The sequence below is a fragment of the Brevibacterium sp. K72 genome, assembly GCF_050562175.1.
Classification (GTDB): Bacteria; Actinomycetota; Actinomycetes; order Actinomycetales; family Brevibacteriaceae; genus Brevibacterium; species Brevibacterium casei.
Map to the genome: position 1 here is coordinate 2,057,922 of NZ_CP191582.1, position 25,040 is coordinate 2,082,961.

23 protein-coding genes and 3 tRNA genes are annotated in these 25,040 nt (G+C 68.6%); 16 read left to right on the plus strand and 10 right to left on the minus strand.

The window, feature by feature from the left end:
- The first annotated feature begins 25 nt into the window (after positions 1-25).
- Entirely contained in the window at positions 26-634 is a 609-nt protein-coding gene (locus tag ACQ1RG_RS09100; RefSeq protein ID WP_119296357.1) for a TetR/AcrR family transcriptional regulator, read from the plus strand.
- On the opposite strand, the gene metE is transcribed toward ACQ1RG_RS09100, so the two are convergent.
- The 3 genes from metE to ACQ1RG_RS09115 all read right to left on the minus strand — a co-directional run bounded on the left by metE (position 616) and on the right by ACQ1RG_RS09115 (position 4,756).
- On the minus strand, positions 616-2,940 hold the full coding sequence (gene metE, locus ACQ1RG_RS09105; protein ID WP_201671397.1) for a 5-methyltetrahydropteroyltriglutamate--homocysteine S-methyltransferase: 2,325 nt from the start codon (positions 2,938-2,940) through the stop codon (positions 616-618). The two genes, ACQ1RG_RS09100 and metE, sit on opposite strands and share 19 nt — an antisense overlap.
- 38 nt (positions 2,941-2,978) lie before the next feature.
- Entirely contained in the window at positions 2,979-4,061 is a 1,083-nt protein-coding gene (locus tag ACQ1RG_RS09110; protein ID WP_201671395.1) for a methylenetetrahydrofolate reductase, read from the minus strand.
- A 203-nt stretch (positions 4,062-4,264) separates the two neighbouring features.
- The gene (locus ACQ1RG_RS09115; RefSeq protein ID WP_101623955.1) at positions 4,265-4,756 is read right to left on the minus strand and encodes a YajQ family cyclic di-GMP-binding protein; all 492 of its coding nucleotides are present in this window, start codon (positions 4,754-4,756) and stop codon (positions 4,265-4,267) included.
- A gap of 146 nt (positions 4,757-4,902) precedes the next feature.
- Here ACQ1RG_RS09115 and ACQ1RG_RS09120 point away from each other — a divergent pair.
- Both ACQ1RG_RS09120 and ACQ1RG_RS09125 read left to right on the plus strand, forming a co-directional pair.
- A tRNA-Tyr gene (locus ACQ1RG_RS09120) sits at positions 4,903-4,984 on the plus strand.
- Positions 4,985-5,101: 117 nt separating this feature from the next.
- On the plus strand, positions 5,102-5,626 hold the full coding sequence (locus ACQ1RG_RS09125; protein WP_201671393.1) for a DUF1992 domain-containing protein: 525 nt from the start codon (positions 5,102-5,104) through the stop codon (positions 5,624-5,626).
- Between the two features lie 27 nt (positions 5,627-5,653).
- On the opposite strand, the gene ACQ1RG_RS09130 is transcribed toward ACQ1RG_RS09125, so the two are convergent.
- Together ACQ1RG_RS09130 and ACQ1RG_RS09135 are read right to left on the minus strand one after the other, a co-directional pair.
- Complete coding sequence (locus tag ACQ1RG_RS09130) at positions 5,654-6,865, minus strand: M20 metallopeptidase family protein (RefSeq protein ID WP_201671391.1); 1,212 nt, start codon at positions 6,863-6,865, stop codon at positions 5,654-5,656.
- A complete protein-coding gene (locus tag ACQ1RG_RS09135) occupies positions 6,862-8,034 on the minus strand; it encodes a hypothetical protein (RefSeq protein ID WP_095376748.1) in 1,173 nt (390 codons plus the stop codon). Before ACQ1RG_RS09135 ends, ACQ1RG_RS09130 begins: the two co-directional genes overlap by 4 nt.
- Before the next feature lie 190 nt (positions 8,035-8,224).
- On the opposite strand from ACQ1RG_RS09135, the gene ACQ1RG_RS09140 reads away from it, so the two are divergent.
- The 3 genes from ACQ1RG_RS09140 (at position 8,225) to ACQ1RG_RS09150 (ending at position 9,299) form a co-directional block, all read left to right on the plus strand.
- Positions 8,225-9,025, plus strand: coding sequence for a glycerophosphodiester phosphodiesterase (locus tag ACQ1RG_RS09140; protein WP_201671389.1), 801 nt, complete (start codon positions 8,225-8,227; stop codon positions 9,023-9,025).
- Between the two features lie 92 nt (positions 9,026-9,117).
- A tRNA-Thr gene (locus ACQ1RG_RS09145) sits at positions 9,118-9,190 on the plus strand.
- Between the two features lie 35 nt (positions 9,191-9,225).
- Positions 9,226-9,299 (plus strand) — tRNA-Met (locus ACQ1RG_RS09150).
- Positions 9,300-9,422: 123 nt separating this feature from the next.
- Here the strand turns inward: ACQ1RG_RS09150 and ACQ1RG_RS09155 are convergent.
- The 4 genes from ACQ1RG_RS09155 to ACQ1RG_RS09170 all read right to left on the minus strand — a co-directional run bounded on the left by ACQ1RG_RS09155 (position 9,423) and on the right by ACQ1RG_RS09170 (position 14,203).
- Entirely contained in the window at positions 9,423-10,553 is a 1,131-nt protein-coding gene (locus tag ACQ1RG_RS09155; RefSeq protein WP_144589524.1) for an IS1249 family transposase, read from the minus strand.
- 47 nt (positions 10,554-10,600) lie between these two features.
- On the minus strand, positions 10,601-11,083 hold the full coding sequence (locus ACQ1RG_RS09160) for a YkvA family protein (protein WP_430600058.1): 483 nt from the start codon (positions 11,081-11,083) through the stop codon (positions 10,601-10,603).
- A gap of 266 nt (positions 11,084-11,349) precedes the next feature.
- Positions 11,350-12,471, minus strand: coding sequence for a DUF998 domain-containing protein (locus ACQ1RG_RS09165; protein WP_430600059.1), 1,122 nt, complete (start codon positions 12,469-12,471; stop codon positions 11,350-11,352).
- Positions 12,464-14,203, minus strand: a complete 1,740-nt coding sequence (locus tag ACQ1RG_RS09170) for a condensation domain-containing protein (protein WP_063249200.1) — start codon at positions 14,201-14,203, stop codon at positions 12,464-12,466. Before ACQ1RG_RS09170 ends, ACQ1RG_RS09165 begins: the two co-directional genes overlap by 8 nt.
- A 53-nt stretch (positions 14,204-14,256) precedes the next feature.
- Between ACQ1RG_RS09170 and ACQ1RG_RS09175 the strand changes: the two genes are divergently transcribed.
- Together ACQ1RG_RS09175 and ACQ1RG_RS09180 are read left to right on the plus strand one after the other, a co-directional pair.
- Positions 14,257-15,060, plus strand: a complete 804-nt coding sequence (locus tag ACQ1RG_RS09175; RefSeq protein ID WP_131248325.1) for an alpha/beta fold hydrolase — start codon at positions 14,257-14,259, stop codon at positions 15,058-15,060.
- Between the two features lie 62 nt (positions 15,061-15,122).
- Positions 15,123-16,088, plus strand: a complete 966-nt coding sequence (locus ACQ1RG_RS09180) for a squalene cyclase (protein ID WP_131248324.1) — start codon at positions 15,123-15,125, stop codon at positions 16,086-16,088.
- A gap of 27 nt (positions 16,089-16,115) precedes the next feature.
- Here the strand turns inward: ACQ1RG_RS09180 and ACQ1RG_RS09185 are convergent, their stop codons facing one another.
- Positions 16,116-16,670 (minus strand): hypothetical protein, encoded by a 555-nt coding sequence (locus ACQ1RG_RS09185; RefSeq protein ID WP_240941068.1) that lies wholly within the window; start codon positions 16,668-16,670, stop codon positions 16,116-16,118.
- 124 nt (positions 16,671-16,794) lie between these two features.
- Here ACQ1RG_RS09185 and ACQ1RG_RS09190 point away from each other — a divergent pair, with 124 nt between their 5' ends.
- The 8 genes from ACQ1RG_RS09190 to ACQ1RG_RS09225 all read left to right on the plus strand — a co-directional run bounded on the left by ACQ1RG_RS09190 (position 16,795) and on the right by ACQ1RG_RS09225 (position 25,038).
- A complete protein-coding gene (locus ACQ1RG_RS09190) occupies positions 16,795-17,544 on the plus strand; it encodes a CbiX/SirB N-terminal domain-containing protein (protein ID WP_131248323.1) in 750 nt (249 codons plus the stop codon).
- Between the two features lie 155 nt (positions 17,545-17,699).
- Positions 17,700-19,415 carry a nitrite/sulfite reductase gene (locus ACQ1RG_RS09195; protein WP_131248322.1) on the plus strand — a complete coding sequence of 572 codons (1,716 nt, stop codon included), beginning with the start codon at positions 17,700-17,702 and terminating at the stop codon, positions 19,413-19,415.
- Positions 19,412-20,230, plus strand: coding sequence for a phosphoadenylyl-sulfate reductase (locus tag ACQ1RG_RS09200; protein WP_430600060.1), 819 nt, complete (start codon positions 19,412-19,414; stop codon positions 20,228-20,230). Before ACQ1RG_RS09195 ends, ACQ1RG_RS09200 begins: the two co-directional genes overlap by 4 nt.
- A complete protein-coding gene (gene cysD, locus ACQ1RG_RS09205; RefSeq protein WP_430600061.1) occupies positions 20,227-21,135 on the plus strand; it encodes a sulfate adenylyltransferase subunit CysD in 909 nt (302 codons plus the stop codon). Before ACQ1RG_RS09200 ends, cysD begins: the two co-directional genes overlap by 4 nt.
- A complete protein-coding gene (locus tag ACQ1RG_RS09210) occupies positions 21,135-22,454 on the plus strand; it encodes a sulfate adenylyltransferase subunit 1 (RefSeq protein WP_009379102.1) in 1,320 nt (439 codons plus the stop codon). The genes cysD and ACQ1RG_RS09210 overlap by 1 nt, the downstream gene beginning before the upstream one ends.
- Entirely contained in the window at positions 22,451-23,242 is a 792-nt protein-coding gene (gene cobA / locus ACQ1RG_RS09215) for a uroporphyrinogen-III C-methyltransferase (protein ID WP_430600063.1), read from the plus strand. The genes ACQ1RG_RS09210 and cobA overlap by 4 nt, the downstream gene beginning before the upstream one ends.
- Positions 23,239-23,565: a ferredoxin gene (gene fdxA, locus ACQ1RG_RS09220; RefSeq protein ID WP_009379106.1), complete on the plus strand. Its 327-nt coding sequence runs from the start codon at positions 23,239-23,241 to the stop codon at positions 23,563-23,565. The genes cobA and fdxA overlap by 4 nt, the downstream gene beginning before the upstream one ends.
- Positions 23,566-23,637: 72 nt before the next feature.
- Positions 23,638-25,038, plus strand: coding sequence for an FAD-dependent oxidoreductase (locus ACQ1RG_RS09225; RefSeq protein ID WP_430600065.1), 1,401 nt, complete (start codon positions 23,638-23,640; stop codon positions 25,036-25,038).
- Positions 25,039-25,040: the final 2 nt, after the last annotated feature.

Genomic DNA, 25,040 nt, shown 5'->3' on the forward strand with positions numbered 1-25,040 from the left:
GAAGCATCTGCTCTAGAATTCAAGGATGATCCGCGGACGGCCCCCCGAATTCGATCGAGAGCACGCACTGCTCGAGGCTGCTCGCCTGTTCTGGCGGCGCGGCTACAGCGGAACGTCGACGCGCGCCCTGACCGCGGCGATCGGGATCTCAAGCTCGAGCCTCTACTCGGCGTTCGGCAGCAAGGCGGGTCTCTTCGCCGAGGCGGTGGAGGTCTACGCGGACCGGTACGCCGAGATCTACCGCAGCGCCGTCGCTGCCGATTCCATCGGCGAGGTCGTCGACGAGCTGCTGCGCGAGTCGGTCATCGAATTCACCCAGGACCCCGCGGAGCATCCGGGGTGCATGGTCACCAGTGCGATCATGACGGATTCGGCCGAGACCATCGAGGCTGCCGGACACATCGCCGCCATGCAGGAAGAGGGCGCGCGTCTGCTCGAAGAGCGATTCGCCCGGGGGCTGGCTGCCGGAGAGCTCGTCGCCGGCTCCTCCCCGACAGCGCTGGCCGACGCCGTCCAAGCCGTCTGGCACGGTCTCTCAGCTCAGTCGAACCAGGGAGTGGGCCGCGACCGGCTCCTGGCAGCTGCCCGAATCGCGACCCACGCCCTGAAACAGACCTACACGGCAGTCGGCTGAGCCGCACCGATCCTCGCCAGCGCCGCATCCCGGGCGGTGACGAGGTTCGCCAGGGCCGCCTCGACCTCGGCGTAGCCACGGGTCTTGAGTCCGCAGTCGGGATTGATCCACAGGCGGCTCGCATCGACGCTCTGCAGGGCCGAGTCGACGAGTTCGGTGAGCTCCGCGACGCTCGGCACCCGCGGCGAGTGGATGTCATAGACGCCCGGACCGATGCCGCGGTCGAAGTCCGCCTCGGAGATGTCGGCGAGCACCTCCATCCGGGACCGTGCCGCCTCGATGCTCGTGACGTCGGCGTCGAGGGCGTCGATCGCCTCGATGATCTCTCCGAACTCCGAATAGCACAGGTGCGTGTGGATCTGCGTCGCCAGTGCCGCATTCGCCGCGACGAGGCGGAACGCCCGCACGGACCAGTCGAGGTAGGCGGGCCGGTCGACGCGGCGCAGCGGGAGGAGCTCGCGCAGCGCGGGTTCGTCGATCTGGATGATCCCGATGCCCGCCTCCTCGAGGTCGGCGACCTCGTCGGCGAGTGCCAGGGCGATCTGATCAGCGGACTCGGCGAGGCTGATGTCCTCCCGGGCGAACGACCACGCGAGGATCGTCACCGGGCCGGTGAGCATGCCCTTGACCGGGAGTTCGGTGCGCGAGGCGGCATACGTCGACCAGCCGACGGTGATCGGGGTGGGACGCGAGACGTCGCCGTAGAGGATCGGCGGCCGGACGCACCGGGATCCGTACGACTGGACCCAGCCGTTCTCCGTCGTCGCGAAGCCGTCGAGGTGCTCGGCGAAGTACTGGACCATGTCGTTGCGCTCGGGTTCGCCGTGGACGACGACATCGAGGCCGATGCCCTCCTGGAGGGCGACGACGCGGTCGATCTCGGCGCGCATGATCGCCTCGTACCCGGCGTCGTCGATCCGTCCGGCACGATGGTCGGCGCGGGCACGCCGGACCTCACGCGTCTGCGGGAACGACCCGATCGTCGTCGTCGGCAGCACCGGCAGGTCGAGGCTCGCCTGCGCGGCTAGCCGGTCGGCGTACGCGCCGCGCCTGCCATCATGGTCGCGCAGCGCCGCGGTGCGGTCTGCCACCGCAGGATTGTGCACCGTCGTCGATTCGGCCCTCGTGCGCTGCGCCCGGTCGGCGCGGGCGAACGCACTCTCACGGCTCTGCCTTCTCTCGGACAGCGCCGCGGCCAGCGCCTCGACCTCGGTGACCTTCTCCTCGGCGAAGGAGAGCCAGGTCGCGACATCGACGGGCAGGGCGGGTTCGTCGGCGACGGTGTGGGGGACATGGAGCAGCGACGTCGACGTCGACACGCTCACCTCGGACTGCGGCAGCGAGCGCAGGGTCTCCAGGCTCGCCGTGAGGTCGTTCGCCCACACGTTGCGGCCGTCGACGATGCCGGCGACGAGGCGCACGGAGGATGGGACCGCCTCGGCGAGGCGATCGACGTACCCGGGATCGAGCGTTCGGACGGCCGGGGAGAGGTCGACCCCGAGCGCCCCGATCCCGGAGTCCGCCAGCGCGGGCAGGCCCGCCCGCAGTGAACCGTACGGGGCGGTGACGAGGAGCCGGGAGTGGGGGAGGGCCGAGGTCAGCGTCGCATAGGTCCGGGCGGCCGCCTCGGCGAGCTCTTCATCGGAGTACTCCCCGGAATCGGTGACGAGGGCGGGTTCGTCGAGCTGGATCCACTCGACGCCGGCGGCGGAGAGGATGCTGAGGACGTCGAGGTAGACCGCGGTGAGCTCGTCGAGGCGCTCGAGCGGCGAGGTCGCCGTCCCGGGCGCCGTCTTCGCCAGGGTGAGGAGGGTGACGGGACCGACGAGGACGGGCCGGACACGGTGCCCGGCGGTCCGCGCCTCGGAGACGAGGGTGAGCAGGTGCTGGGGGTGGGCCTTGAACGTCGTCGCGTCCTCGAGCTCGGGCACGAGGTAGTGGTAGTTCGTGTCGAACCACTTCGTCATCTCCAGCGGTGAGCGGTCGGCCGTGCCACGGGCCAGGGCGAAGTACTCACCGAGGTCGAAGTCCGTGCCCGTCGTCGCCGAGGGGATGAGCCCGACGGTGAGCGCGGAGTCGAGGACGTGGTCGTAGTGGCTGTGGGTCGCGGGGATCGCGTAGTCCTCGGTGAGGCCGAGTTCGCGCAGCCGGTGGTAGGTCTGCACCCGCAGGGAGCGGGTCGTCTGTGCGAGCTCGCCGGTGTCGATGCGCCCGGCCCAGAGGGATTCGAGGGCGGTCTTGAGTTCGCGGCGGCGTCCGATGCGCGGGTAGCCGGTGATCGTGGCGGCAGGGAACGGGGTGGTCATGTCTCTCCTTCGGTGGTGGTGACGTGGTTGTGCGGTGGTCAGGACGGTTGCGGGGCGGACGCGGGCACCGGGGCGGGTGCCGAGTCGAGGCGGATGCCCAGGCGGTCGAGCATCTCGAGGAGGTCGAGCGTGGTCGCCCGGTCGTTGAACGTGTAGATGTGGAGTCCGTCGGCGCCGCCGGCGAGGATCGCGGCGATGTGCTCGGCGGTCATCTCGAGGCCGATGCGGCGAGCGGTCGCGGGATCCGCCGCGCCGTCGAAGCGGCGGAGCAGGTCATCGGGCACGGGCAGACCGGAGAGGCGGCTCATCGTGTGCAGTCGTCGCGGATCGGTGACGGGGAGGACGCCGGGGATGAGGGGGATCGTGATCCCCGCGAGTTCCGCCCGGCGCCGCAGGTCCGCGTACGCGCGCGGGTCGAAGAAGAGCTGGGTGATGGCGAAATCTGCGCCGAGGCGCTGCTTGGCCGCGAGCACGTCGAGGTCCTCGTCGGGACCGGAGGATTCGGGATGCCCGGACGGGTACGCGGCGACCCCGATCCCGAGCCGTCCCGCAGCGAGCCGGGCGGTGTTCGCGGATTCGATCTCGCGCAGCAGGTGGACGAGGGCGTCGGCGTGGGGGAGATGGCCGTCGGGCACCGCGGTCGCACCGTCGGGGAAGTCCCCGCGGATCGCGAGGAATCCGCGCACCCCGACGCCGAGGAGGTGGTGGATCCACGTGGTCAGCTCGGCGCGGGTGCCCGCGGTGCAGGCGAGATGGGCGAGCGGGCGCAGGTGCGTGGTGGCGGTGACGAGGCGGATGAAGTCGGCGGTGCCGTGCAGCCAGCCGCTCTTCGCCGAGCTCGTCACCGCGAGATAGTCGGGTGCGAGGGTGTCGAGTTCGGCGAGCAGCGCGGGCAGGGCCGCCGCCTGGGTCTGTGAGCGGGGAGGGATGACTTCGAAGGAGAGCGCGAGTCGGTGCGGGCGCCCGGCGTCGAGGTCGGTCTCGAGGGCGTTCTCCGGCGCCGAGGCGGAGGTGCGCAGCCGTGGCCTGCCCGTGAGGGAGGGACCGATCGGGGGTCGCTGGGCGACGTCCCGGAAGGTCGAATCGAGTGTGGGGTCGGCGTGGGTGAGTGTCGTTGACATGCCGTCATCGTGCCAAGCCCCTCGCCGAGGCGGTGGGGAAGCCGATGATCGGTGTCACGGTCCGACACACACCGGTCGCAGTCGGTCGCGGAAGGTCACGGGACGACGGATTCCGTCATCTGCCGCGTCGACCGATGTGGGCCGGATATACGGCAGCGCCCGGCTCGACGAGGGCGAGCCGGGCGCTGTGGGGTGTCGGTGGTTCAGCGGTAGTTGGTGAATTGGAGGTCGACGTCGAGGTCCTTGCCCTTGAGGAGGGCGATGACCTCCTGGAGGTCGTCGCGCTTCTTCGAGCTCACGCGCAGTTCGTCGCCCTGGATCTGGGCCTTGACGCCCTTGGGGCCCTCGTCGCGAATGATCTTCGAGATCTTCTTCGCCTCGTCCTTGTCGATGCCCTCCTTGAGGGAGGCGTCGATGCGGTACTCCTTGCCCGAGGGGTAGGGGTCGCCGTCGTCGAGGGACTTGAGCGAGATGCCGCGCTTGACGAGCTTGGACTGGAAGACGTCGAGGATCGCCTTGACGCGGTCCTCGCTGTTGGCCTTCATGAGCACGGCTTCACCGCTCCACGCGATCGACGCGTCGGTGCCGCGGAAGTCGTAGCGGGAGCCGACCTCCTTCGCGGCCTGGTTGAGGGCGTTGTCGGCCTCCTGTCGATCGACCTTGCTGACGATATCGAATGACGATTCGCTGGCCATGGGCGCTCCTTTGTCATAGATTGCGATGCCGGTCTGTTCTGCGCAGAAGTCTAGTCGAGTGATCCCGCTGTGACCTGCGTCAACCGAGTTGGCAATCGCGTCACGGGCCTAGTATTCTTCTTGAGTGCTCTTCGAGCGCGCACTGCGGCAGATTGCCCGAGCGGCCAAAGGGAGCTGACTGTAAATCAGCCGGCATTGCCTTCGCAGGTTCGAATCCTGCATCTGCCACGCAGAACCACAGGGCCCGACGCACAGCGGAAACGCTGAGCGTCGGGCCCTGTGACGTTGTCACACCGCTGTGCAGCCCCTACCGTGGAAGGACGACCGTCTGCGGGGGGAGGGAGCATGGAGGAGAAGGAACCGCCTCGGCGGATCAACTCGCTCTCCGATCGCACCGAGATCGTCGAATCCGCCCTCGACCGCGCGATCAAGCGCGGCGACTTCGACGACCTGCCCGGCATGGGCAAGCCGCTGCGCGGCCTCCACAACTCCGAGGATCCCGACTGGTGGATCAAGCAGAAGCTCGATTCCGAGGACATCAGCGGTGTCGCTCCGGCAGCCTTCCAACTGCGCAAGGAGAACGCCGTCCTCGAGGACACGCTCGATGAGTTCGCTCGCGAATCCGATGTCCGCGCCTACCTCGCCGGGTTCAACGCCCGCGTCCGGGAGGCGATCATGGACCTGCGCGGCGGCCCTCCCGTGTTCACCCCGCCCCGTGACATCGACGCCGAGGTGATCGCCTGGCGTGCGCGCCGCGTCGCCGCCCGTGAGGCAGCGGAAGGAGCCGGTGAGCAACCCGGTGATGCGACGCCGGCACCCGACTCTGCCGCCAAGCCGCGGTGGTGGCACCGCTGGCGTCGACGGCGCTGACGCCGGTCCCGGGGAGGGCGCCCGAGGTCAGGAGCGAGCAGCGGCGACGAGTCGCCGGGCCGCGAGATGGGCGAGCACGACGGCCTGCTCGGCGAGGACGGAGTCGTCGAAGACGACGAACGGCGAATGGTTGTCGCCCTGCCGCTCCTCGGGCACGTCGCTGCGCTTCGCCCCGATCATCATGTACGTGCCCGGCACCTGGTCGAGGACGAAGGAGAAGTCCTCGCTCGGCATGATCGGATGCGCGAGCACCTCGACCCGTTCGGGCCCGAGCAGGTCCCGCAGCTCGTCGAGCACCCACGCGGTCTCAGCGGCATCGTTGACGGTCACGGGGTACTGGACCTCGAACTCCACCTCGGCGGTGCATCCGTGGGCTGCGGCGATGCCTTCGGCAAGCTGCCGCGACCGATCCCGCACGGTGGCCAGGGACTCCTCGGACAGGGTGCGCACGGTCGCCCCGAGGGACGCCTCGGCGGGGATGACGTTGACGGCCTCGCCGGCACTCAGCTGGGTCACGCTCAACGCGATCGGGTCGAAGACGTCGATCCGGCGACTGACCATGGTCTGCAGGGCGGTGACGATCTCAGCGAGGGCGGGCACTGGATCGACCGCGCTCGTCGGCTGTGACCCATGTCCGCCGCGCCCGCGGACGGTGATGCGCAGGACGTTCGACCCGGCCTGCAGGGTTCCTGGCCTCGTCGAGACGATCCCGCGCTCGCCGACGTGGACGTGGACTCCGAATGCGGCGACGGCCCGGGATCCGGCGGCGTCGAGGACACCCTCGTCGATCATCACCGAGGCCCCGTCGTACCCCTCCTCGCCGGGCTGGAACATGAAGACGACGTCGCCGGCCAGCTCTGCCCGTCGCGCCGCGAGCAGTCGCATCGCCCCGACGAGGCCGGCGGTGTGGAGGTCGTGCCCGCACGCGTGCATGTTCCCGTTCGTCGCCGCGAACGGCTCGTCGGTGGCCTCGGCGACGGGCAGGGCATCCATGTCACCGCGGAGCAGGACTGCGGGCGCCTGCGCCGGACGCTCGGGGTGGGTGCCGCGCAGCACCGCGACCACCGAGGTGGCGCCCTCGCCCGTCGTCACCTCGACGTCGAGACCGGCGATCGCGTCGAGCACAGCCGCCTGGGTGCGGGGCAGGTCGAGGCCGACCTCGGGGTGGGCATGGAGGTCGCGACGCAGGGTCTGGAGGTCGGGGAGGAGGTCGGCCGCCTCGGCGAGGAGATCGCTCACAGCAGGGAGACGAGGATGCTGGCGATGACGACGGACCCGGCGCTCACCGAGGTGAATCCGCCGACGAGCATCGGCGGGAGCATGACGTTGAGGAGGGCTTCCTTCTCGTCGTCGTCACGGGCGATCGACCGGGCGACCTCGTTGGTGAGCAGGTAGTCGGCGGGGAAGCCGTACATCGCGGTCAGGGCCACCGACATGCCCAGCGGGGCCTTCCATCGGAGCAGCTTCGTGGCGATGAACCCGCCGATGACGATGCCCGCGCCGCCGACGATGAGGATCGCGATCGTCGGGAGGAACGCGCGGATGACGTCGTCGACGGAGGCGGCGACGAGTGGGGCCATGACGATCGCGATGACACCGGCCATGGCGATGCCGAAGGAATTCGAGCGCTCCATCGCCTTGTCGGGGGAGAGCCCGATCGCGGTGGCGAGGATGCCGAGGATGAGCGCGAGGATCGAGGACGGGATGTGGGTGGGGATCGCGAGCAGGGTCGCGACCGTACCGCCGACGAGGACGAGGAAGAGCATGAAGAGCTGATTGTCGACGAGGTAGCCCGGGAGGGTGACGAGCTTCTTCTTCGTCGCCGCCTGAGCCTCCTCCTCGTGGTGGGCGAGGGCGAGTTCGTGGAGTTCGCCACTGTCGCGCAGCTTCGTCGCGTACCGGCGCAGGAGGAAGTTCGTCAGCGGCATCGACGGCAGCGACTGGAGCATGAGGACGAGGGCGGGGAGGACGATGATCGACGAGGCGGCGCCCGCCGCGGTCAGTCCCTCGGTGGTGAGGCTGGTGGCGACGATGCCGCCGGCGAGCGGTCCCGAACCGGCGACGAAGGTCTCGAACCCGAAGAGCGGAGCGACAACGGCGAGGATGAGGAGGACGGCGACGAGCATGCCGGAGACCGCGATGATCACCGAGCGCCACTGCTTGAGCATGATCCGCAGCGGGATGAGCGTGCCCATGTGGAAGAGCAGCGGGGCGACGAGGATCGTGTAGATCTGGACGAGCATCGAGTCGTCGACGACGGACTCCGGGACGATGCCGAGCTTCGCGAAGATGAAGACGCCGAGCATCGCGACGAGGAGGCTCGGGATGCGCGCCTTCGACCAGATGGAGACCAACTCGCCGAGAGCGATGAAGGCGAGAAGGATGGTGGCGGCGAAGATAGCCTCCATGACGGACCTTTCGACAGGCTGCGATGGAACGAGTCGCCGGCGACAGCAGGGCGTGTGAAGCAACTCACTGCACCGTAGGCTACTCCGCCGTTTCGCCCCATCAGACGTAGTCGTCCACGATGCGAGACCTGCGAAGGGTGCCCCTGAGGGGCTGGGCGGATTCGTCCGGACAGGGAATTAGGGTGGAGGCATGAGCTTTCTCCAGTTCCTGCGCGAGCGGGGCATCGCCGAGCGTCCCGGGTCGGGAACCCGGCCGCTCGTCATCGCCCACCGCGGCTATTCGGCAGTGGCCCCTGAGAACAGCCTCGCGGCCGTCGATGCCGCGCGAGCGCTCGGCGTCGACTTCATCGAGGTCGACGCGTCGACGAGTGCCGACGGGGTGCCGGTGATCATCCATGACCCCGACCTCGACCGGACGACGAACCGCAAGGGCCCCGTCGTCAGCCTCACCGCCGAGGAGCTCTCCTTCGTCGATGCGGGTTCGTGGATGGGGCCCGGGTTCACCGGTGTGCGGGTGCCGACCCTGGCCGCGGTCATGCGCGACATCCAGCATCGCGGGGGCGAGCTCCTCCTCGAGCTCAAGGGGGAGTGGTCGCCGGGTGCCGTCGCGAGGATCTCCGAGCTCGTCGTCGAGACCGGAACGGCCGATCGCATGGTCGTCCAGGCCTTCAACACCGACACGCTCGCCACCTGCCGGGACCTGCTGCCCATGGTCACCCGGTTCCTGTTGCGGATGGTGCCCCGGCCGGAGGACATCGCCACGGCGCGCAACTTCGGCGCGGTGGCGATCAACCCGTCGTACCGGGGATTCTCGCTGCGGAAGTCCGTCGTCGCCGAGATCAGGGACAACGGCCTCGGCGTGTTCGTATGGACGGTCGATGAGATGAACGAATGGCGTGAACTCCTCGACGCCCAGGTCGACGGCATCATCACAAACCATCCGGGACGGCTCCAGGGCTTCCTCGCCGGGCGCTTCGACCCGGTGAAGTAGGCCGGTGGGGACGGCGGACGACGGTCTGTGAGTGAGGTCACCGGGAGCGGATTTGCCCCGGTCGCGCTCAGCCGTGTAAATTCTTACCTGTTGCCCCGATAGCTCAGTCGGCAGAGCATCTCCATGGTAAGGAGAAGGTCAAGGGTTCGATTCCCTTTCGGGGCTCTCGTGCCGCGTGAAAACGCGACGCATGCGATCGAGGCGCGGTAGCTCAGCTGGTTAGAGCGCACGACTCATAATCGTGAGGTCGGGAGATCGAGCCTCCCCCGCGCTACTCGATAGGCCCCTCACCTGGTGTTCCATCAGGGAGGGGCCTTTTTCGCGCGCGTGTCACCTTCGGTTGCGCCGCGCCGCACCGGTGGGTTATAGGACAGAAAGTGTGTCTTTTCCGGGCGCGTCACCCGCGTCGTCCTCCCCACCCCTTCTGGATGCCGATGCCGTCTTCCCACGAGAACCCTGTCCCGTACTCCACCGGTCCGATCGGCTCCTCACGAGGAGCACGCACACGCTTCGGCGGTGCCCAATGCTCCGGCCCGACCAAGGACCACCCCGTCCCGGCCTGATGAGACCTCTCGAAGAGGAACCAGTCCACCCCACGCCGGGCATGCCCCTCACTCAACCCGCGGTGTGCCCGCAGCAGTCCTTTGATGCCCGCATTGATCCCGCCTTCTAACGCGTTCGTCGTCCGCGCGAGCTCGATACCCTCGTCAGCGGCATCCAACCAGGTGAACAAGTGTCCTTTCGCGATGATCCGTGAGAGGAAGAAATACGCTCGACGGGTCCGCAGATGCGTGTACCACCACGACTGTCCACGACGGACATGCGCCGGCCTCGCACCAGCGTCTTTGGCCCTGGTGCGGTGTTTGAGGAACCTTGACCACTTCGCCTCCCACGACGCGAACGCCGCCAACCACGCTGCTGCTTGATCGCGGGAGTCAACCCGCGGCAGCGCCTGGTACAGGCGCAACAGTTCCTGGTTGGCCGGCAAGCTCGGATTCCGGGTCAGGTGCCGGTGTCCGGCCTGCCGGATATGGAAGAAACACCGTTGGATGCGGGTATCTGGCCACAGCGTCTCGATCACAGTGGTCAAAGGACCGTTGCCATCGACGACGGCGTATCTCGGGGCAGGGATACGGGCGATCAACGCCGTCCAGGACGCGGTCTTCTCCCGATCACACCACTGCCAGTGAATGACCTTCTCCCCGGTGTAGGCGATGAGGACGCACCACCCGTTGAAATAGGTGCCATCGAGCATGATCTGGTCATGGATCTCCCCAGTCGCTGACACGGTCGGGGCGATTCGCCAGCACCATTGAGTGCGGCGGCGGAAGGTTCGGGTCGACCCGAAGTGATCGACAGCCGTCTGTGGTGCGGGACCGAGTAGCCAGTCGAGGAAGACCCGCAGCTCGGTTCTTCGTGTCGATACGGCCCGTGTACCGGTGCTGCTGGCCCCGCAGTTCGGGCACCGGTACCTCGGTGTACCAGCACTGGTCGTGCCGTTCTTCTTCAGCCTTGTTTGACAGATCACGCATGTACGTCGATTGCAAGCACCCCATCGATGCTAAGCCCGATCAGCTAAGCAAACCGGGTATTGCCGTTGGGATTGCTGGGCACGAGCCTGATCCGAGACACACTTTCTGTCCTATAGCCCGCACCGGTCAGTGTCAGCAGGCTCTGCAGTCCCGCCTCGGTGCCGGGCCAGTGCCGCTCGACGCTTTCGAGACCGGCATGGCCGATCGCCCACCGGAGGACAAGGGCGATCGCGACGGCATCGTCGGCGTAGCCGAGGACGGGGATGAAGTCCGGGACGAGATCGATCGGCAGCGCGAGGTAGACGAGCAGGCCGCCGAGCATCCAGCGTGTTCCCCGAGGTGTCCGCGGGTCCGCCGCCAAGCGTTTGACCAGGCGCAGCACGTCGGGGACGAGGCGGACGATCTCCTTCCAGTCGACCGACCGACCCATGCGGCGCGACTGGACCCAGAGGACGGCGATGAGGGCGACCCAGAGGAGGAGCAGACCGGCGACGATCGAGAGGACGATGACGAGCCAGTCGGGCATGGAGCACTCCAGTTCTCAAGGACAGGATCCGAAGGAGATTGTAGACCGGAGAGCGCATCCGGGTGGGATGAGTCCGTTTCGAGGGGAGTCGTCGGTTTGCGATCCGAGCGATCGGGACCAGACGAGTCGGTTTCCGCCGGATCGGTCGGGTCGCGACCCGATGCATCCGGCGGAAAGTGAATTGTAGCCGTAGGCGGAGGTGCCGTGGCCGTAGGTCCCGCGGGCGGGCGGAGCGTCGCCGGCGGGAGGACTGTCACCGGTGGCGGTCAGCCGGTGGTCGGTGCCTCCGCATACGCCTGGGTCGTGCGGGCGAGGAGGAAGAGCCACGCGAAGAGCACGCCGGCTGCCATGGTCTCCATCCCGGTGAGGTTGTAGTAGCCCAGGGGCACCCAGAGGAGGATGGCTGCGGCGACGGCGGCGACGACCACGAACGAGGTGGCGGTGAAGTCCTTCGGCAGACCGGGCGCGAGTCGGAGCAGCGTGAGGAAGAAGGCGAGGAAGGAGACGACCATGCCCGCCCCGGCGCTGACGTGGACGGGGAAGTTCACCGCGTCGGGGACCGAGCCGACGACGATCATGCAGATGCCGATGGCAGCGAATTCCCAGGTGAGGATCGTGATGCGGCGAGGGTCGCGGATGCCGCGGTGGCGCAGCCCCAGGGCGATGTCGTGCCCGATGTGGTTGGCGAGCGTGGTGAGCAGGAGGCCGGCGATCTGCAGCGAGATGTTGAACTGGTACCCGTTGATTCCCGTGTCGTTGCCCAGACGGGAGAAGTGGAACTGCCACCACGTGGCCTCCGGGGACTGGATCATACTCGCCAGTGTGCCGAGGAACAGATCGGCGACGACGAGGCCCACGACGACGACACTCGTCACCTCGTCGGCGATGATCACCGCGAAATAGGCGCACGCCGCCGCGGCCGCCCCGGCGAGTGCGGCGCCGCCGAGCGGATCGACCGTGAGCCCGCGGAAACCGAGCTGGAAGACCTGGAAGACGGCGTGGACGATGATGCTCGCCACCATTGCCACCGCTGAGATCAGGGCGATGAGGTCGATGATGCGCTTGACCCATGGCAGCCTCCGCCGCCATGCGAGATCGGGCCGTCTGCTGCTGCGCAGATAGGAGAGGGCGAACCCGAGCCCGGACGCGACGGAGGCGGGCCACGCTGCGAGGGCTCCGAGCGAGTCGGCCCCGCCGAGCGGCAGCCGTTGTCCGGCCATGACGAGGACGACGACGATCGCGGTGAGGACGAAGGCGACGACTGCGAAGCGAGTGGCCAGCGATTCGAGGCGGGTCTGCGGTGACCTCAGCGTCAGCGGTGCCTCACCCCGGCCGCGACCCGTGGTGAGAAGCCGGGGACCGCCTCGGCGGGGTGCGGACTCAGCCATCGGAGTCGTCACTCAGACGAAGGACGAAACGACCCTGTTCCGGGGTGTAGCCGAGGTCGGTGACGAGTTCGCGGTCGACCTCGGTCGTCATCTGGGTGAGGTCCGCGCCGCGGTTGATCCCCTGCTCGTGGACCCACCTGAGCATCGCCGCTCCGATGTCGGAGGTGATCGCGCGGAAGCCGGCGACCTCGAGGCGCAGCGTCCCGCCCTGGGAGAACCCGGGAACGAAGGTGAGCTCCATCGTCCCGACCACCGCACCGGATGCGTCCCGGACGACGGCGAGGTAGTGCGAGCGGTCCCGGGTGATCGCCGCGTGGAGGCGGTCGCGCACCTCCGTGCTCGGCATCTCCTCGCCGAGGAGGTCGAGGATCGCGGGGACATCGGCGCGCTTCGCTCGCGAGACCCGGAACTGCTCACCGTCGACGTCGAGGACATCGCCGACCGAGTGGGCGGCGATGTCCTGCATCCGTGCGACGAGGGCGTCGAGCCACCCGCCGACGTTCGCCCGTGCCTCCTCGGTGTCAGGATACCGGCAGCGCAGGTGCAGACCGTTCTCGTCGAGGATGAACCACAGCATCACCCCGTCGGTGCGGATCGTCGCCCCGACGTACTGGGCGTCGAGCCCCGTCGAGTCGATCCGGACCGGAAGCCTGCGCAGGTCGAGCCACGAGATCGCGAACATCCCCGGGGCCTCGGGCATGCCGCCCCACGGGGCGAGCACCTCGGCGAGGGGATGCGAACCGAGTTCGATGGCCTCGCGCACCGACCGGGAAGTCGCCTGCGGGGCGGGATCGGTGACTTCGAGGACGGAGTTCGTGATGAACCAGCCGACGGCGTCGTTCCACTTCTCCTCGAAGCGGCTGTGGACGGGGAAGACCGCGCGCAGCGGGGCACCGCTGACCGTGCGGGTGACCTCCGCCATCGCCGAGAGCGCCAGGGTGAGCGTCGAGACGCCGTCGGCTCGCGCCTGCGCGGAGAACGCGGCCGAGGAGTGGACGTCGAAGACATCGCGGACCTCGACGCGTTCGAGGTGGGCGGCGGCCTCACCGAGGGGGAGGGGGAAGCGCGGCATGAACCCGTCACCGGCCTCGAGGATCTCGCGCCACCGCCTGCTCACCTCGGGCGGCGGGGGACCGGGCTCGGACAGGGCAGCCGTGTGCTCGGCGAACTCGGGGGCGGCGTCGAGGGCCGGGGCGACACCGGAGGAGATCGCGGCCAGCGCCGAGAGGAGGTCGCGGGCGATGACGAGCATCGACCACATGTCGACGTGGGCGTGGTCGGCGCCGATGATGACCGTCGATCCGGCAGCGGTCTCGAGGACGCAGAGACGATGGGACGGGCGGGCGAAGGGGGTGCACGCCTCATCGAGCACCTCGCGCAGGGCGTCGTTGACGGCCTGGCCCTGGGCGATGGGGTGCTCGCGCCAGCGACCGGAGAGGAGCGCGATCTCGCCGAGGGCGAGCTCACCGGATTCGTCGGTGGAGAAGGCCGACCGCAGCGTGCCGTGGCGTTCCATCACCGCCCACCACGCGGACGCGAGGTCGTCGCGGTCGACGTCGCCGGGCAGCTGCAGGGACAGCGCCATCCACGAGCCGGGTCTCGACCCCGCTGAGACGTGGCGGCGCTGGTCGAACGAGATCGGCAGCCGGCGTTCGGGGGGACCCGCCTCGACGTCGTAGCCGTAGAGACGACCGAAGGGCAGCCGCAGGTGAGACACGTTGGTCAGACGCATGCCGCTACTCTAACGTGAGAGGCACCGCAGTGGGCCGACAGCCGGGAGGGCACGTGATTCATCGTCTCGATGGTGCTGACATCGCCGCGGAGCTCTCCGATGAAGGCGGCGCCCCCGTCGTCCAGCTCCACGGACTCACCTCATCCCGGGCGCGCGACAGGGTGCTTCAGCTCGATCTCGGGGTGGGGCTGAGCGGAACCCGGCTGCTGCGCTACGACGCCCGCGGACACGGCCTCTCGACGGGCCGGCCGGTCGCCGAGGACTACCGGTGGCCGAGCCTGGCCGAAGACCTTCTCGCCCTCCTTGACATCCACTTCCCCGGGGAGCGGGTCCACGGCGTCGGACCCTCGATGGGCGCTGCCACCCTCCTCCACGCTCTCATCCTCGACCCCGACCGCTTCTCGGGACTCACCCTCGTCGTGCCCCCGACTGCATGGGAGACGCGTCCGGCCAAGGCCGAGGTCTATCGGCAGGCCGCGGATCTCATCGAGGGCGGCGGCTTCGATGAGTACCTCGCAGCCAGTGCCCAAACTCCGCAGCCGCCGACGCTCGCCGACGCGCCGAGCACCCGACCTGAGGTGCCGCTGCCGCTCCTTCCCGCAGTCCTGCGCGGTGCCGCCGGCAGCGACCTGCCCGATCCCGCACGACTCGAGGGGCACGCGATTCCAACGCGGATCCTCGCGTGGGTCAACGACCCCTCCCATCCGCTGGCGACCGCACAGGGCCTGCATGCGCTGCTGCCCGAGTCCCGGCTCACCGTCGCCCAGACCCCGACCGACCTCGTCTCCTGGCCGCAGATCCTCGCCGAGGAGGTCGCGCGCCACGGGGTCTGGCCCGCTGGTTCCTCACCCGCCTAGACTCGGACCCAGGACCCGAGGTCCGGGTCCCGGCGCGCAGGCGCCTCGGCGGAGGATCGACGATGATCGCTGCGAACGTGACCGACTGGCTCCTCGACTCCGATCCGGCGCTGCGATGGCAGGTCGAGCGCGACCTCCTTGGCGCCGATGAGCAGACATGGCAGGCGACGAGGGCGCGGGTGCCCAGCGAGGGGTTCGGTGCCGAACTCCTCTCCCATCAGGACGCCGACGGCCAATGGGCAGGCGGCCCCTTCTTCCCCGCTGGATTCCGCGGTGAGGGCCCGCAGCCGTGGACGGCGACGACGTGGGCGCTCAAGGACCTCCGCGAATGGGGTGTCGATGCCGCGGTGCTCGCCGGGACCGCGGAGAAGCTCGAGCCCGTGCGCTGGGAGTACGAGGAGATGCCGTACTGGGGCGGTGAGGTCGACGTCTGCATCAACTCGTGGACGCTGTCGAAAGGCCTCTGGCTCGGTGCCGACGTCGACGGCATCGTCGAATGGTTCCTCGATCACCAGCTGACCGACGGCGGGTGGAACTGCGAATGGGTCAACGGTTCGACCCGGTCGTCCTTCCACTCGACGCTCAACGCCCTCGTCGGCCTCCTCGACTATCAGCAGCGTACGGGGGATTCCGCCCGAGTCGCCGACGCACGCGCGGCGGGGGAGGAGTACCTGCTGGTCAGGAGCCTCTTCAAGCGAGCGTCGAACGGCGAGCCGTACTCGATGAACGCGTTCAGTCTGGCGCATCCGCGACGGGCCTACTACAGCATCCTCGCCGCGGCCGACTACTTCCGCGATGCCGGCCTCACAGACGGCACCGCTCCCGACCCGCGCCTGGCCGAGGCGATCGAGCGCATCCGCGCGCAGCGACAGGACGATGGAACGTGGCTGCAGGGGCACCGCCTAGCCGGAGACGTGTGGGTCCACGTCGATGCCCCGACGGGAGAGCCGTCGAAATGGGTGACGGCGCAGGCGCTGCGGGTCCTCGACTGGTGGGATGCGGAGCGGACGCCGACCGGGTCCGCGTAGGTATCGGCCGGGCCCACAGGGTCCGCCTCAGAAATCGACGTCGTCCTTGTCGATGCCGGGGAACATCACCTCGTACTCGACCATGTTGTCCTTGTGGTCGATGAGTTCGATGGTTCCGAAATAGGTCATCTCCTCATCGACGACATTGCACGATTCGAACCCGGACCAGTCCGTCACCGTCATGTCCTGCTCGCACTTCGCCTCCTTGACCGACATATCGAACTTGTTCGCGAAGAGGTCGACGAGATCGGCTTCGAGGGAGGCGGCGGGAATCGTCCCGTTGCCGTCCTTGTCGATCTTCATCGCCTCATCGCTTGCCCACGAGGTGGTGCGGGCGGCATCGGCGAACGGGTCCTCCGAGGCGTCCGGCGAGGCAGACTCCTCGGTCGGCGTGGGACTCGGCGTCGGGGTCTCCGCCCCGATAGTCGAAACCTCGGGCGGCTGCTGTGCGTCAGAGGAGTCTCCGCCCATCCCGCATCCCGCCAGTGCCAGCGCCATCGCTGCCACCGCTGCCGCTCGTCGCCCTGCGCTGCGCATCACTCTCATCGTCCGTCTCCTCTGCTCGTCGGTGATCACCATCATCTCCCGCTCCGCACCCCACGGAGGACGGAATCGTGTGCGCGATCCGCGACGGCTGTTGCCGTCCTGGCACAGGAACGATGACGTCGCGTTGACCGCGCCTGCGCGGTCTTGGCACGATGAGGCGATGCAGCCTGTCCTCGGTCTCATCTCCCACGGCACGTCCTCTCCCGACGGTCAGGCCGTCATCTTGGCCCTCGCCGAGGCGGTCGCCGCCGACCTGCGCGAGCGCGGGATCACCGACACCCTCGCCCTCGGCCACGTCGACGTCCAGGCCCCCGACGTCGCCGAGGTGCTCGCGACCCTGCCCGCGGATCGCACCACCGTCCTCGTCCCCCTCCTCCTCTCACCGGGCTACCATGTCCACGTCGACCTCGCCGAGGCGGTCGCAGGCGCCGGCGGTCCCGCCCCGGACGGAATGGGCTCGGTTCCCGGCCGGCCTGTCCGCGACATCCGCGTCGCCGGGACCCTCGGTCCGGACCCTCGCCTCGCCGAACTCCTCGCGGCGAATCTGCCGGCCCTCGACGACGGCGACGAGGTCATTCTCGTCGCGGCCGGATCGAGCGACGAACGCGCCAACGACGCGTCCCGCGCCGTCGGAAACCTCCTCGCCGAGACCCTCGCGCGTCCTGTGCACACGACCTTCCTCGCCGGAGACCGCGACAACCTCCGCGACATTGTTGAGCAGAAGAGTCACCTCGGCCGTCGGCTCGTCGCCGCCAACTACCTCCTCGCGCCCGGCTACTTCGACGACCTCGCGGCCCGACTGCTCGCAACAGTCGGCGGTCGCCTCTCCGCACCGCTCCTCCACCCGTCGTCACCAGCCCCAAGACAGCTCGTCGACATCGTGCGCGACCGTATGGTCGCAGTCCTCTGAATCGACGTCAACCCCGTCCCTGCGATCCGTCATGCGGCGTCGCACAGCGTCATATGTCGAACAATGACGAGCTTATGCGAGCCTAATTTGTTGAGCAATCCTGTCGGTGTGTAGCGTGGCTGACCTAGCAATCGCACCAGCATGGGGAGATGGCAATGTCCACAGACGTGGAGCAGCGCGCCGCAGGCCGCGCAGACAGGGCCGCGACGCGACCGAAGAAGTCCAACGGGCAGTGGAAGATCGACGGCCGCGAACCGCTCAACGGCAACGAGGTGTTCAAAGCCGAGGACAACGGCCTCAACGTCCGTGCACGGATCGAAGAGGTCTACGCGAAGTCCGGGTTCGCGTCGATCGACCCCGATGACCTCCACGGCCGCTTCCGTTGGTGGGGCCTCTACACCCAGCGCAAGCCGGGCATCGACGGCGGGCGGACCGCCACCCTCGAGCCGCACGAGCTCGAGGACGAGTACTTCATGCTCCGCGTGCGCATTGACGGCGGCAGGCTCACGACCGAGCAGCTGCGCACGATCGCCGACATCTCCAACGACTTCGCCCGCGGCACTGCCGACCTCACTGACCGGCAGAACATCCAGCTCCACTGGATCGCGATCGAGGACGTCCCCGAGATCTGGCGACGACTCGAAGCCGTCGGGCTCCAGACAACCGAGGCCTGCGGTGACGTCCCCCGCGTCATCCTCGGCTCACCGGTCGCCGGCATCGCCGCCGATGAACTCATCGACCCGACCCCGGCGATCGAGGAGATCTCCCGCCGCTACATCGGGGATGAGAGCCTGGCGAATCTGCCGCGGAAGTACAAGACCGCGATCACCGGGCACCCCAGCCAGGACGTCGTCCACGAGATCAACGACTGCTCGTTCGTCGCCGTCGAGCATCCTGAGCACGGCATCGGCTACGACCTCTGGGTCGGCGGGGCACTGTCGACCGTTCCCCGCTTCGCCGAACGCCTCGGCGCCTGGGTCGCCCCCGACCAGGTCGTCGAGACCTGGCTGGGCGTGACAGAGATCTTCCGCGACTACGGCTACCGCCGCCTGCGCAACAAGGCCCGCCTGAAGTTCCTCATGGCCGAATGGGGTCCGGAGAAGTTCCGCGAGATCCTCGAGACCGAGTACCTCGGCTACCGCCTCGCCGACGGCCCGGCCCCCGCGAAGCCGCTGACCGAAGGGGACCATGTCGGCGTCCATCGCCAGGCCGATGGGAAGTACTACATCGGGGTCAGCCTCATCGCCGGCCGCGCCTCGGGAACCCTGCTCGGACAGATGGTCGACATCGCCGAGAAGTACGGCTCGACCCGGCTGCGGACGACCCCGCACCAGAAGATCCTCTTCCTCGACATCCCGGAGGAGGACATCGACGCGGTCGTCGCCGACCTCGACGCGGTCGGCCTCTCGAGCCGCAAGGACCTCTTCCGCCGGTCGACCATCGCATGCACGGGCATCGAATTCTGCAAACTCGCGATCGTCGAGACGAAGCAGACCGCCGCGGACACCATCGCGACCCTCGAAGCGCGCCTGGCCGAGATCGACCTGCCGCACCCGATCAGCCTCCACCTCAACGGCTGCCCGAACTCGTGCGCGCGCATCCAGACTGCCGACATCGGACTCAAGGGCCAGTTGGTGACCACCGACGACGGGGAGCAGAAGCCCGGGTTCCAGGTCCACGTCGGCGGGGGACTGGCCTCGAGCGACCGCGATGAGGCCGGCCTCGGCCGCACCGTGCGCGGCCTCAAGGTCACCGCGGACGATCTCAGCGACTACGTCGAGACCCTCGTGCGCCGCTTCCTCGCCGGCCGGTCCGAGACCGAGACGTTCTCCGAGTGGGCACACCGAGTCGACGATGAGGAGCTCGTATGACGAAGACCCAGCCCACTGACACCCAGCCCACTGACACCCAGACCGCCGGCACCCAGCCGACTGCGACCGCCGAGGCCGCGGTGACGCCGCCTGCCAAGCGCTCCCTCGAGGAGCTGCGCGCCCTCGCCGAGGCGGGAGCCCGCGAGCTCGCCGGTGACCCCGAGAACGGGGTGCCCGAGGCGAGTCCGGCCGACGTCATCCGCTGGGTCTCGAAGCACGTCGACGTCCGCGCCGCCGCCGTGGCCTGCTCGATGGCCGATGCGGCGCTGCCGCACTACGTCGCGCAGTACCTGCCCAGCGTCGACGTGCTCTTCCTCGACACCGGCTACCACTTCCCGGAGACGTACGAGACCCGCAACGAGGTCGCCCGGACGATGGACGTGCGCATCGTCGACGTCATCCCCGAACAGACCGTGGCCGAGCAGGACGCCGAATTCGGTGCCGATCTCTTCGCCCGCGACCCCGGCCTCTGCTGCGCCCGCCGGAAGGTCGCGCCGCTCAAGCAGTCGCTGTCCGGCTACGAACTCTGGTTCACCGGGGTCCGCCGCGACGAGGCGCCGACACGGGCGAACACCCCGTTGGTGACCTTCGACGAGAAGAACGGCCTCATCAAGGTCAACCCCGTGGCCGCGTGGTCCTTCGACGACCTCCTCGACTACGCCGGGGCCTTCGGGGTCCCGGTCAACCCCCTCCTCAACCAGGGCTACCCGTCGATCGGGTGCCAGCCCTGCACACGCAGGGTCGCCCCCGGAGAGGATCCGCGGTCCGGGCGCTGGGCAGGTTTCTCCAAGACAGAATGCGGGCTGCACGTATGAGCATCGACACCACCACACCGACGACCCTCGACGTCCTCGAATCCGAGGCCATCCACATCATCCGCGAGGTCGCCGCCGAATTCGAGAAGCCGGTCCTCCTCTTCTCCGGCGGCAAGGACTCCGTCACCGTCCTCCACCTCGCGGCCAAGGCGTTCTGGCCGGCGAAGATCCCCTTCGGCCTCCTCCACGTCGACACCGGGCACAACTTCCCGGAGATACTGAACTACCGCGACCGCACGGCAGAGCGCTACGGGCTGAACCTCACGGTGGCCAAGGTCCAGGACTACATCGACGACGGGCGGCTGTGCGAACGCGCCGACGGCACCCGCAACACCCTGCAGACGCAGCCGCTCATCGACGCGATCGCCGCCGGAGGGTACGACGCCGTCTTCGGCGGGGCCCGCCGGGATGAGGACAAGGCGCGAGCGAAGGAGCGCATCATCTCCCTGCGCGACGAGTTCGGCCAGTGGGACCCGAGCAACCAGCGCCCCGAGCTGTGGAACCTCTACAACGGCCGCCACACCCCCGGAGAGCATGTGCGCGTGTTCCCGATCTCGAACTTCACCGAACTCGACGTGTGGACCTACATCGCCCGCGAGGGCATCGAACTCCCACCCCTCTACTTCGCCCACGACCGGGAGGTCTTCTCCCGCGACGGCATGTGGTGGGCGACCGGGGAGTTCTCCCAGCCGCGACCCGGCGAGGACGTCGTCACCCGGTCCGTGCGCTACCGCACGGTCGGGGACATGAGCTGCACCGGAGCGGTCGAATCGACCGCCGCCGACATCGCCTCCGTCGTCGCCGAGGTGGCGGTGACCACCGTGACCGAACGCGGCGCCACCCGCGCCGACGACAGGATCTCCGCCGCCGCCATGGAGGACCGGAAGAAGGACGGATACTTCTGATGACGACTGTTGCCCCCACGACCACGAAGACGCTGCTGCGGTTCGCCACCGCCGGCTCCGTCGACGACGGCAAATCGACCCTCGTCGGACGCCTCCTCCACGATGCGAAGGCGATCCTCGCCGACCAGCTCGCGGCCGTGACCGCGACGAGCGCCGAACGCGGCTTCGTCGGCGGCGAGTTCGACTTCGCCCTCCTCACCGACGGCCTCCGGGCCGAACGCGAACAGGGCATCACGATCGACGTCGCCTACCGGTACTTCGCCACCGACCGCCGCTCGTTCATCCTCGCCGACTGCCCCGGACACGTCCAGTACACCCGGAACATGGTCACCGGCGCGACGACCGCCGACGCCGTCGTCGTCCTCATCGACGCCCGCAACGGCGCGACCGAGCAGACCCGCCGCCACCTCACCGTCGTCCACCGCCTCGGCATCCGCCACGTCATCGTCGCGATCAACAAGATCGACCTCCTCGACTACGATGAGGCCGCCTTCGCCGAGGTGGCCCGTGAGGTCGGTGCGATCACCGAGGAGATCGGCCTCGAGGCACCCCACCTCATCCCCGTCTCCGCGCTCGCCGGGGACAACGTCGCCGCCGCCTCGGCGAACACCCCGTGGTACCAGGGTCCCTCCCTGCTCGAACTCCTCGAGACCCTGCCGAGCATCGAGGAGGACCAGGCCGACCTCGAGCCCTTCCGCCTCGACGTCCAGTCCGTGCTCCGCCCGCAGGGCGGACTCGCCCCGGGACTCGATCCCGAGGACTTCCGCGACTACCGGGCCGTGACCGGGCAGATCACGTCGGGACGGGTCCGCGTCGGCGACGAGATCGACGTCCACCCGGCCGGGATGCGCACGAGAGTGACCGGCATCGACACCGCCGACGGCCCGCTCGAATCCGCCGGAGCCCCGCTCTCGGTGGCGCTGCGGCTGGCCGACGACATCGACACCGCACGCGGCAGCGTGCTCGCCGCCGCCGGCAGCCTGCCGCCTGTGCGCAAGACCCTGCGCGCCGAGGTCTTCCCCTTCACCGCCGCCGGCCTCCGCACCGGCGACCGGGTGCTCGTCAAGGCCGGGACGACGACCGTCAAGGGCATCATCGGCATCGAATCCCGCCGGAACCTGCTCACGAACGCATCGGAGCCCGCCGAGGTGCTCGCCGGCAACGACATCGGCGTGGCCGAGGTGCGGCTGTCCGCGGCGCTCACCCTGCCCGACTTCCGCACCCACGGCCGTGCCGGAGGATTCCTCGTCATCGACGAGCAGACCGGAGCGACCGTGGCCGCCGGCATCCACACCCCCGCCGAGGAGGACGAAGGATGAGCATCGACCGCTTCGCCCCCGGCAGCGTCCTTCTCGTCGGCGCGGGACCCGGGACCCTCGACCTGCTCACGGTTCGGGGACTGCGCGCGCTCGAGACCGCCGACGTCATCGTCGCCGACCGCCTCGGTGCCCGCACCGTCCTCGACGAACTCGCCGCCGAACGGGGAGAGCCGCTGGACGCGGAGATCATCGACGTCGGCAAGACCCCCGGACACCACCCGGTGCCGCAGCAGCGGATCAACGAGATCCTCGTCGAACAGGCCCGCGCCGGCCGCCGGGTCGTGCGCCTCAAGGGCGGGGACCCGTTCGTCTTCGGCCGCGGGAGTGAGGAGCTCGCCCACCTCCGGGAGGCGGGGATCGTCGCCCAGGTGGTCCCCGGCGTGACGAGCGCGAACTCGGTGCCCGCGGTCGCCGGGATCCCGCTCACCCACCGCAGCCTGGCTACGACGTACACCGTCGTCACCGGACACGACCAGCTGAGCGACCTCGGCGGGGGACGCGACCACACCGTCGTCATCCTCATGGGCATCGGGACGCTCACCCACTCGGCGATGGTGCTCGCCCGCGGCGACCGCGGCGGCGACTGCCCCGTCGCGATCATCGAGGACGGCTACGGCGAGAACCAGCGGGTGACGGTCGGGACGCTGGGCACGATCGCCTTCCAGGCCGCACACCGGGGTGTGCGCTCACCGGCCGTCGTCATCGTCGGCGACGTCGTCCGGCTCAGCCCGTACGCCGCCGGTGCCTTCGACCAGACCCACCGACCAGCCCTGACGAGGACCCCATGACCTACATCATCGCCCAGCCCTGCGTCGACGTGAAGGATCGGGCCTGCATCGAGGAATGCCCCGTCGACTGCATCTACGAAGGCGAACGCAGCCTCTACATCCATCCCGACGAATGCGTCGACTGCGGGGCATGCGAACCCGTGTGCCCTGTCGAAGCGATCTACTACGAAGACGACGTGCCCGAGCAGTGGGAGTCCTACTACACCGCCAACGTCGAGTTCTTCGAGACGATCGGCTCTCCGGGAGGTGCCGCCGGCTTCGGCGTGAGCACCTTCGACCACCCCATCATCGCGGCCCTGCCGCCGCAGAACGCCGAGGAGTGAGGGCAACTCCCTCACGACCTCGCCCCCGACCGGGCACACAGTCGATGTGCCCGACAACGACTGAGGAGAACCATGACCCGTCCTTTCCGAGTGGCTATTGTCGGTGCCGGTCCCGCTGGGATCTATGCGGCTGATCTGTTGACGAAGGCTGAGCGTGATTTCGAGGTGAGCATCGATCTCTTCGAGCGACTCCCCACCCCGTTCGGTCTGGTCCGGTACGGTGTGGCTCCGGATCATCCGCGGATCAAGGGCATCATCAACGCCCTGATCAAGGTCCTCGACCGGGGTGATATCCGCCTGTTCTCGAACGTCGACTACGGCTCCGACATCACCTTGGACGAACTCACCGACCGGTATGATGCGGTGATCTTCTCCACCGGGTGCATCACGGATGCGCCTCTGAACATTCCCGGTGTCGACCTTGAGGGCTCGTATGGGGCGGCGGATTTCGTCAACTGGTACGACTCGCACCCGGATGTCTCCCAGTCCTGGCCGCTCGAGGCCGAGTCCGTGGGGGTGATCGGGAATGGAAATGTGGCCTTGGATGTGGCCCGGGTGTTGGCGAAGCAGGCCGATGACATGCAGGTCACGGAGATCCCGGATCATGTGTACGAGGGTCTGAAGTCCTCGAAGGTCACCGACGTCCATGTCTTCGGGCGCAGGGGCCCCGCGCAGGCGAAGTTCACCCCGCTCGAGCTGCGGGAGCTCGGGCATGTGCCGGATGTCGACATCATCGTCTATCCGGAGGACTTCGAGTTCGATGAGGGGTCGATGGAGGCGATCGAGTCATCGAATCAGGTCAAGCAGGTCGCGAAGACGCTGACCGATTTCACGCTGCGTGAACCGACCGGAGCGAGCAGGCGGCTGCATCTGCATTTCCTCCATGCCCCGACCGAGATCCTCGGCGATGGGCAGGTCGAAGGTCTGCGCACGGAGCGTCAGGAGCTCGACGGGACGGGCAACGTCCGGGGTACGGGCGAGTTCGTGGATTGGCCGGTGCAGGCGGTCTACCGCGCCGTCGGCTATGCCGGCTCAGCACTGCCGCAGCTGCCCTTCGATCCCCGCCGCGGGGTGATCCCGAACCATGAGGGACGCGTCGTCGACGCCGTGGATCAGGCCGAAGCCCCGTCTGCTGATGTGGTGGCGGGTGTGTATGCGACCGGCTGGATCAAGCGTGGTCCGGTGGGTCTGATCGGGCATACGAAGGGTGATGCTCTGGAGACGATCGGGCATCTCATCGCTGATCGTGGTGCTGGTGTTCTTGCGGAACCGGTGTTTCCCGAGGAGTCGGCGATCGTCGACCTCCTCGAGTCCAAGGGTGTGGACTACGTGGATTGGGAGGGGTACCACCGGGTCGAGGCTGCTGAGAAGGCAGCCGGTGAGGTTCGGGGTCGTGAGAGGGTGAAGATCGCCACCCGTGAGGGGATGCTCGCCGCCGCCCGCGACGCCGCACGCGCCCAGTCCGTGAGCTGATC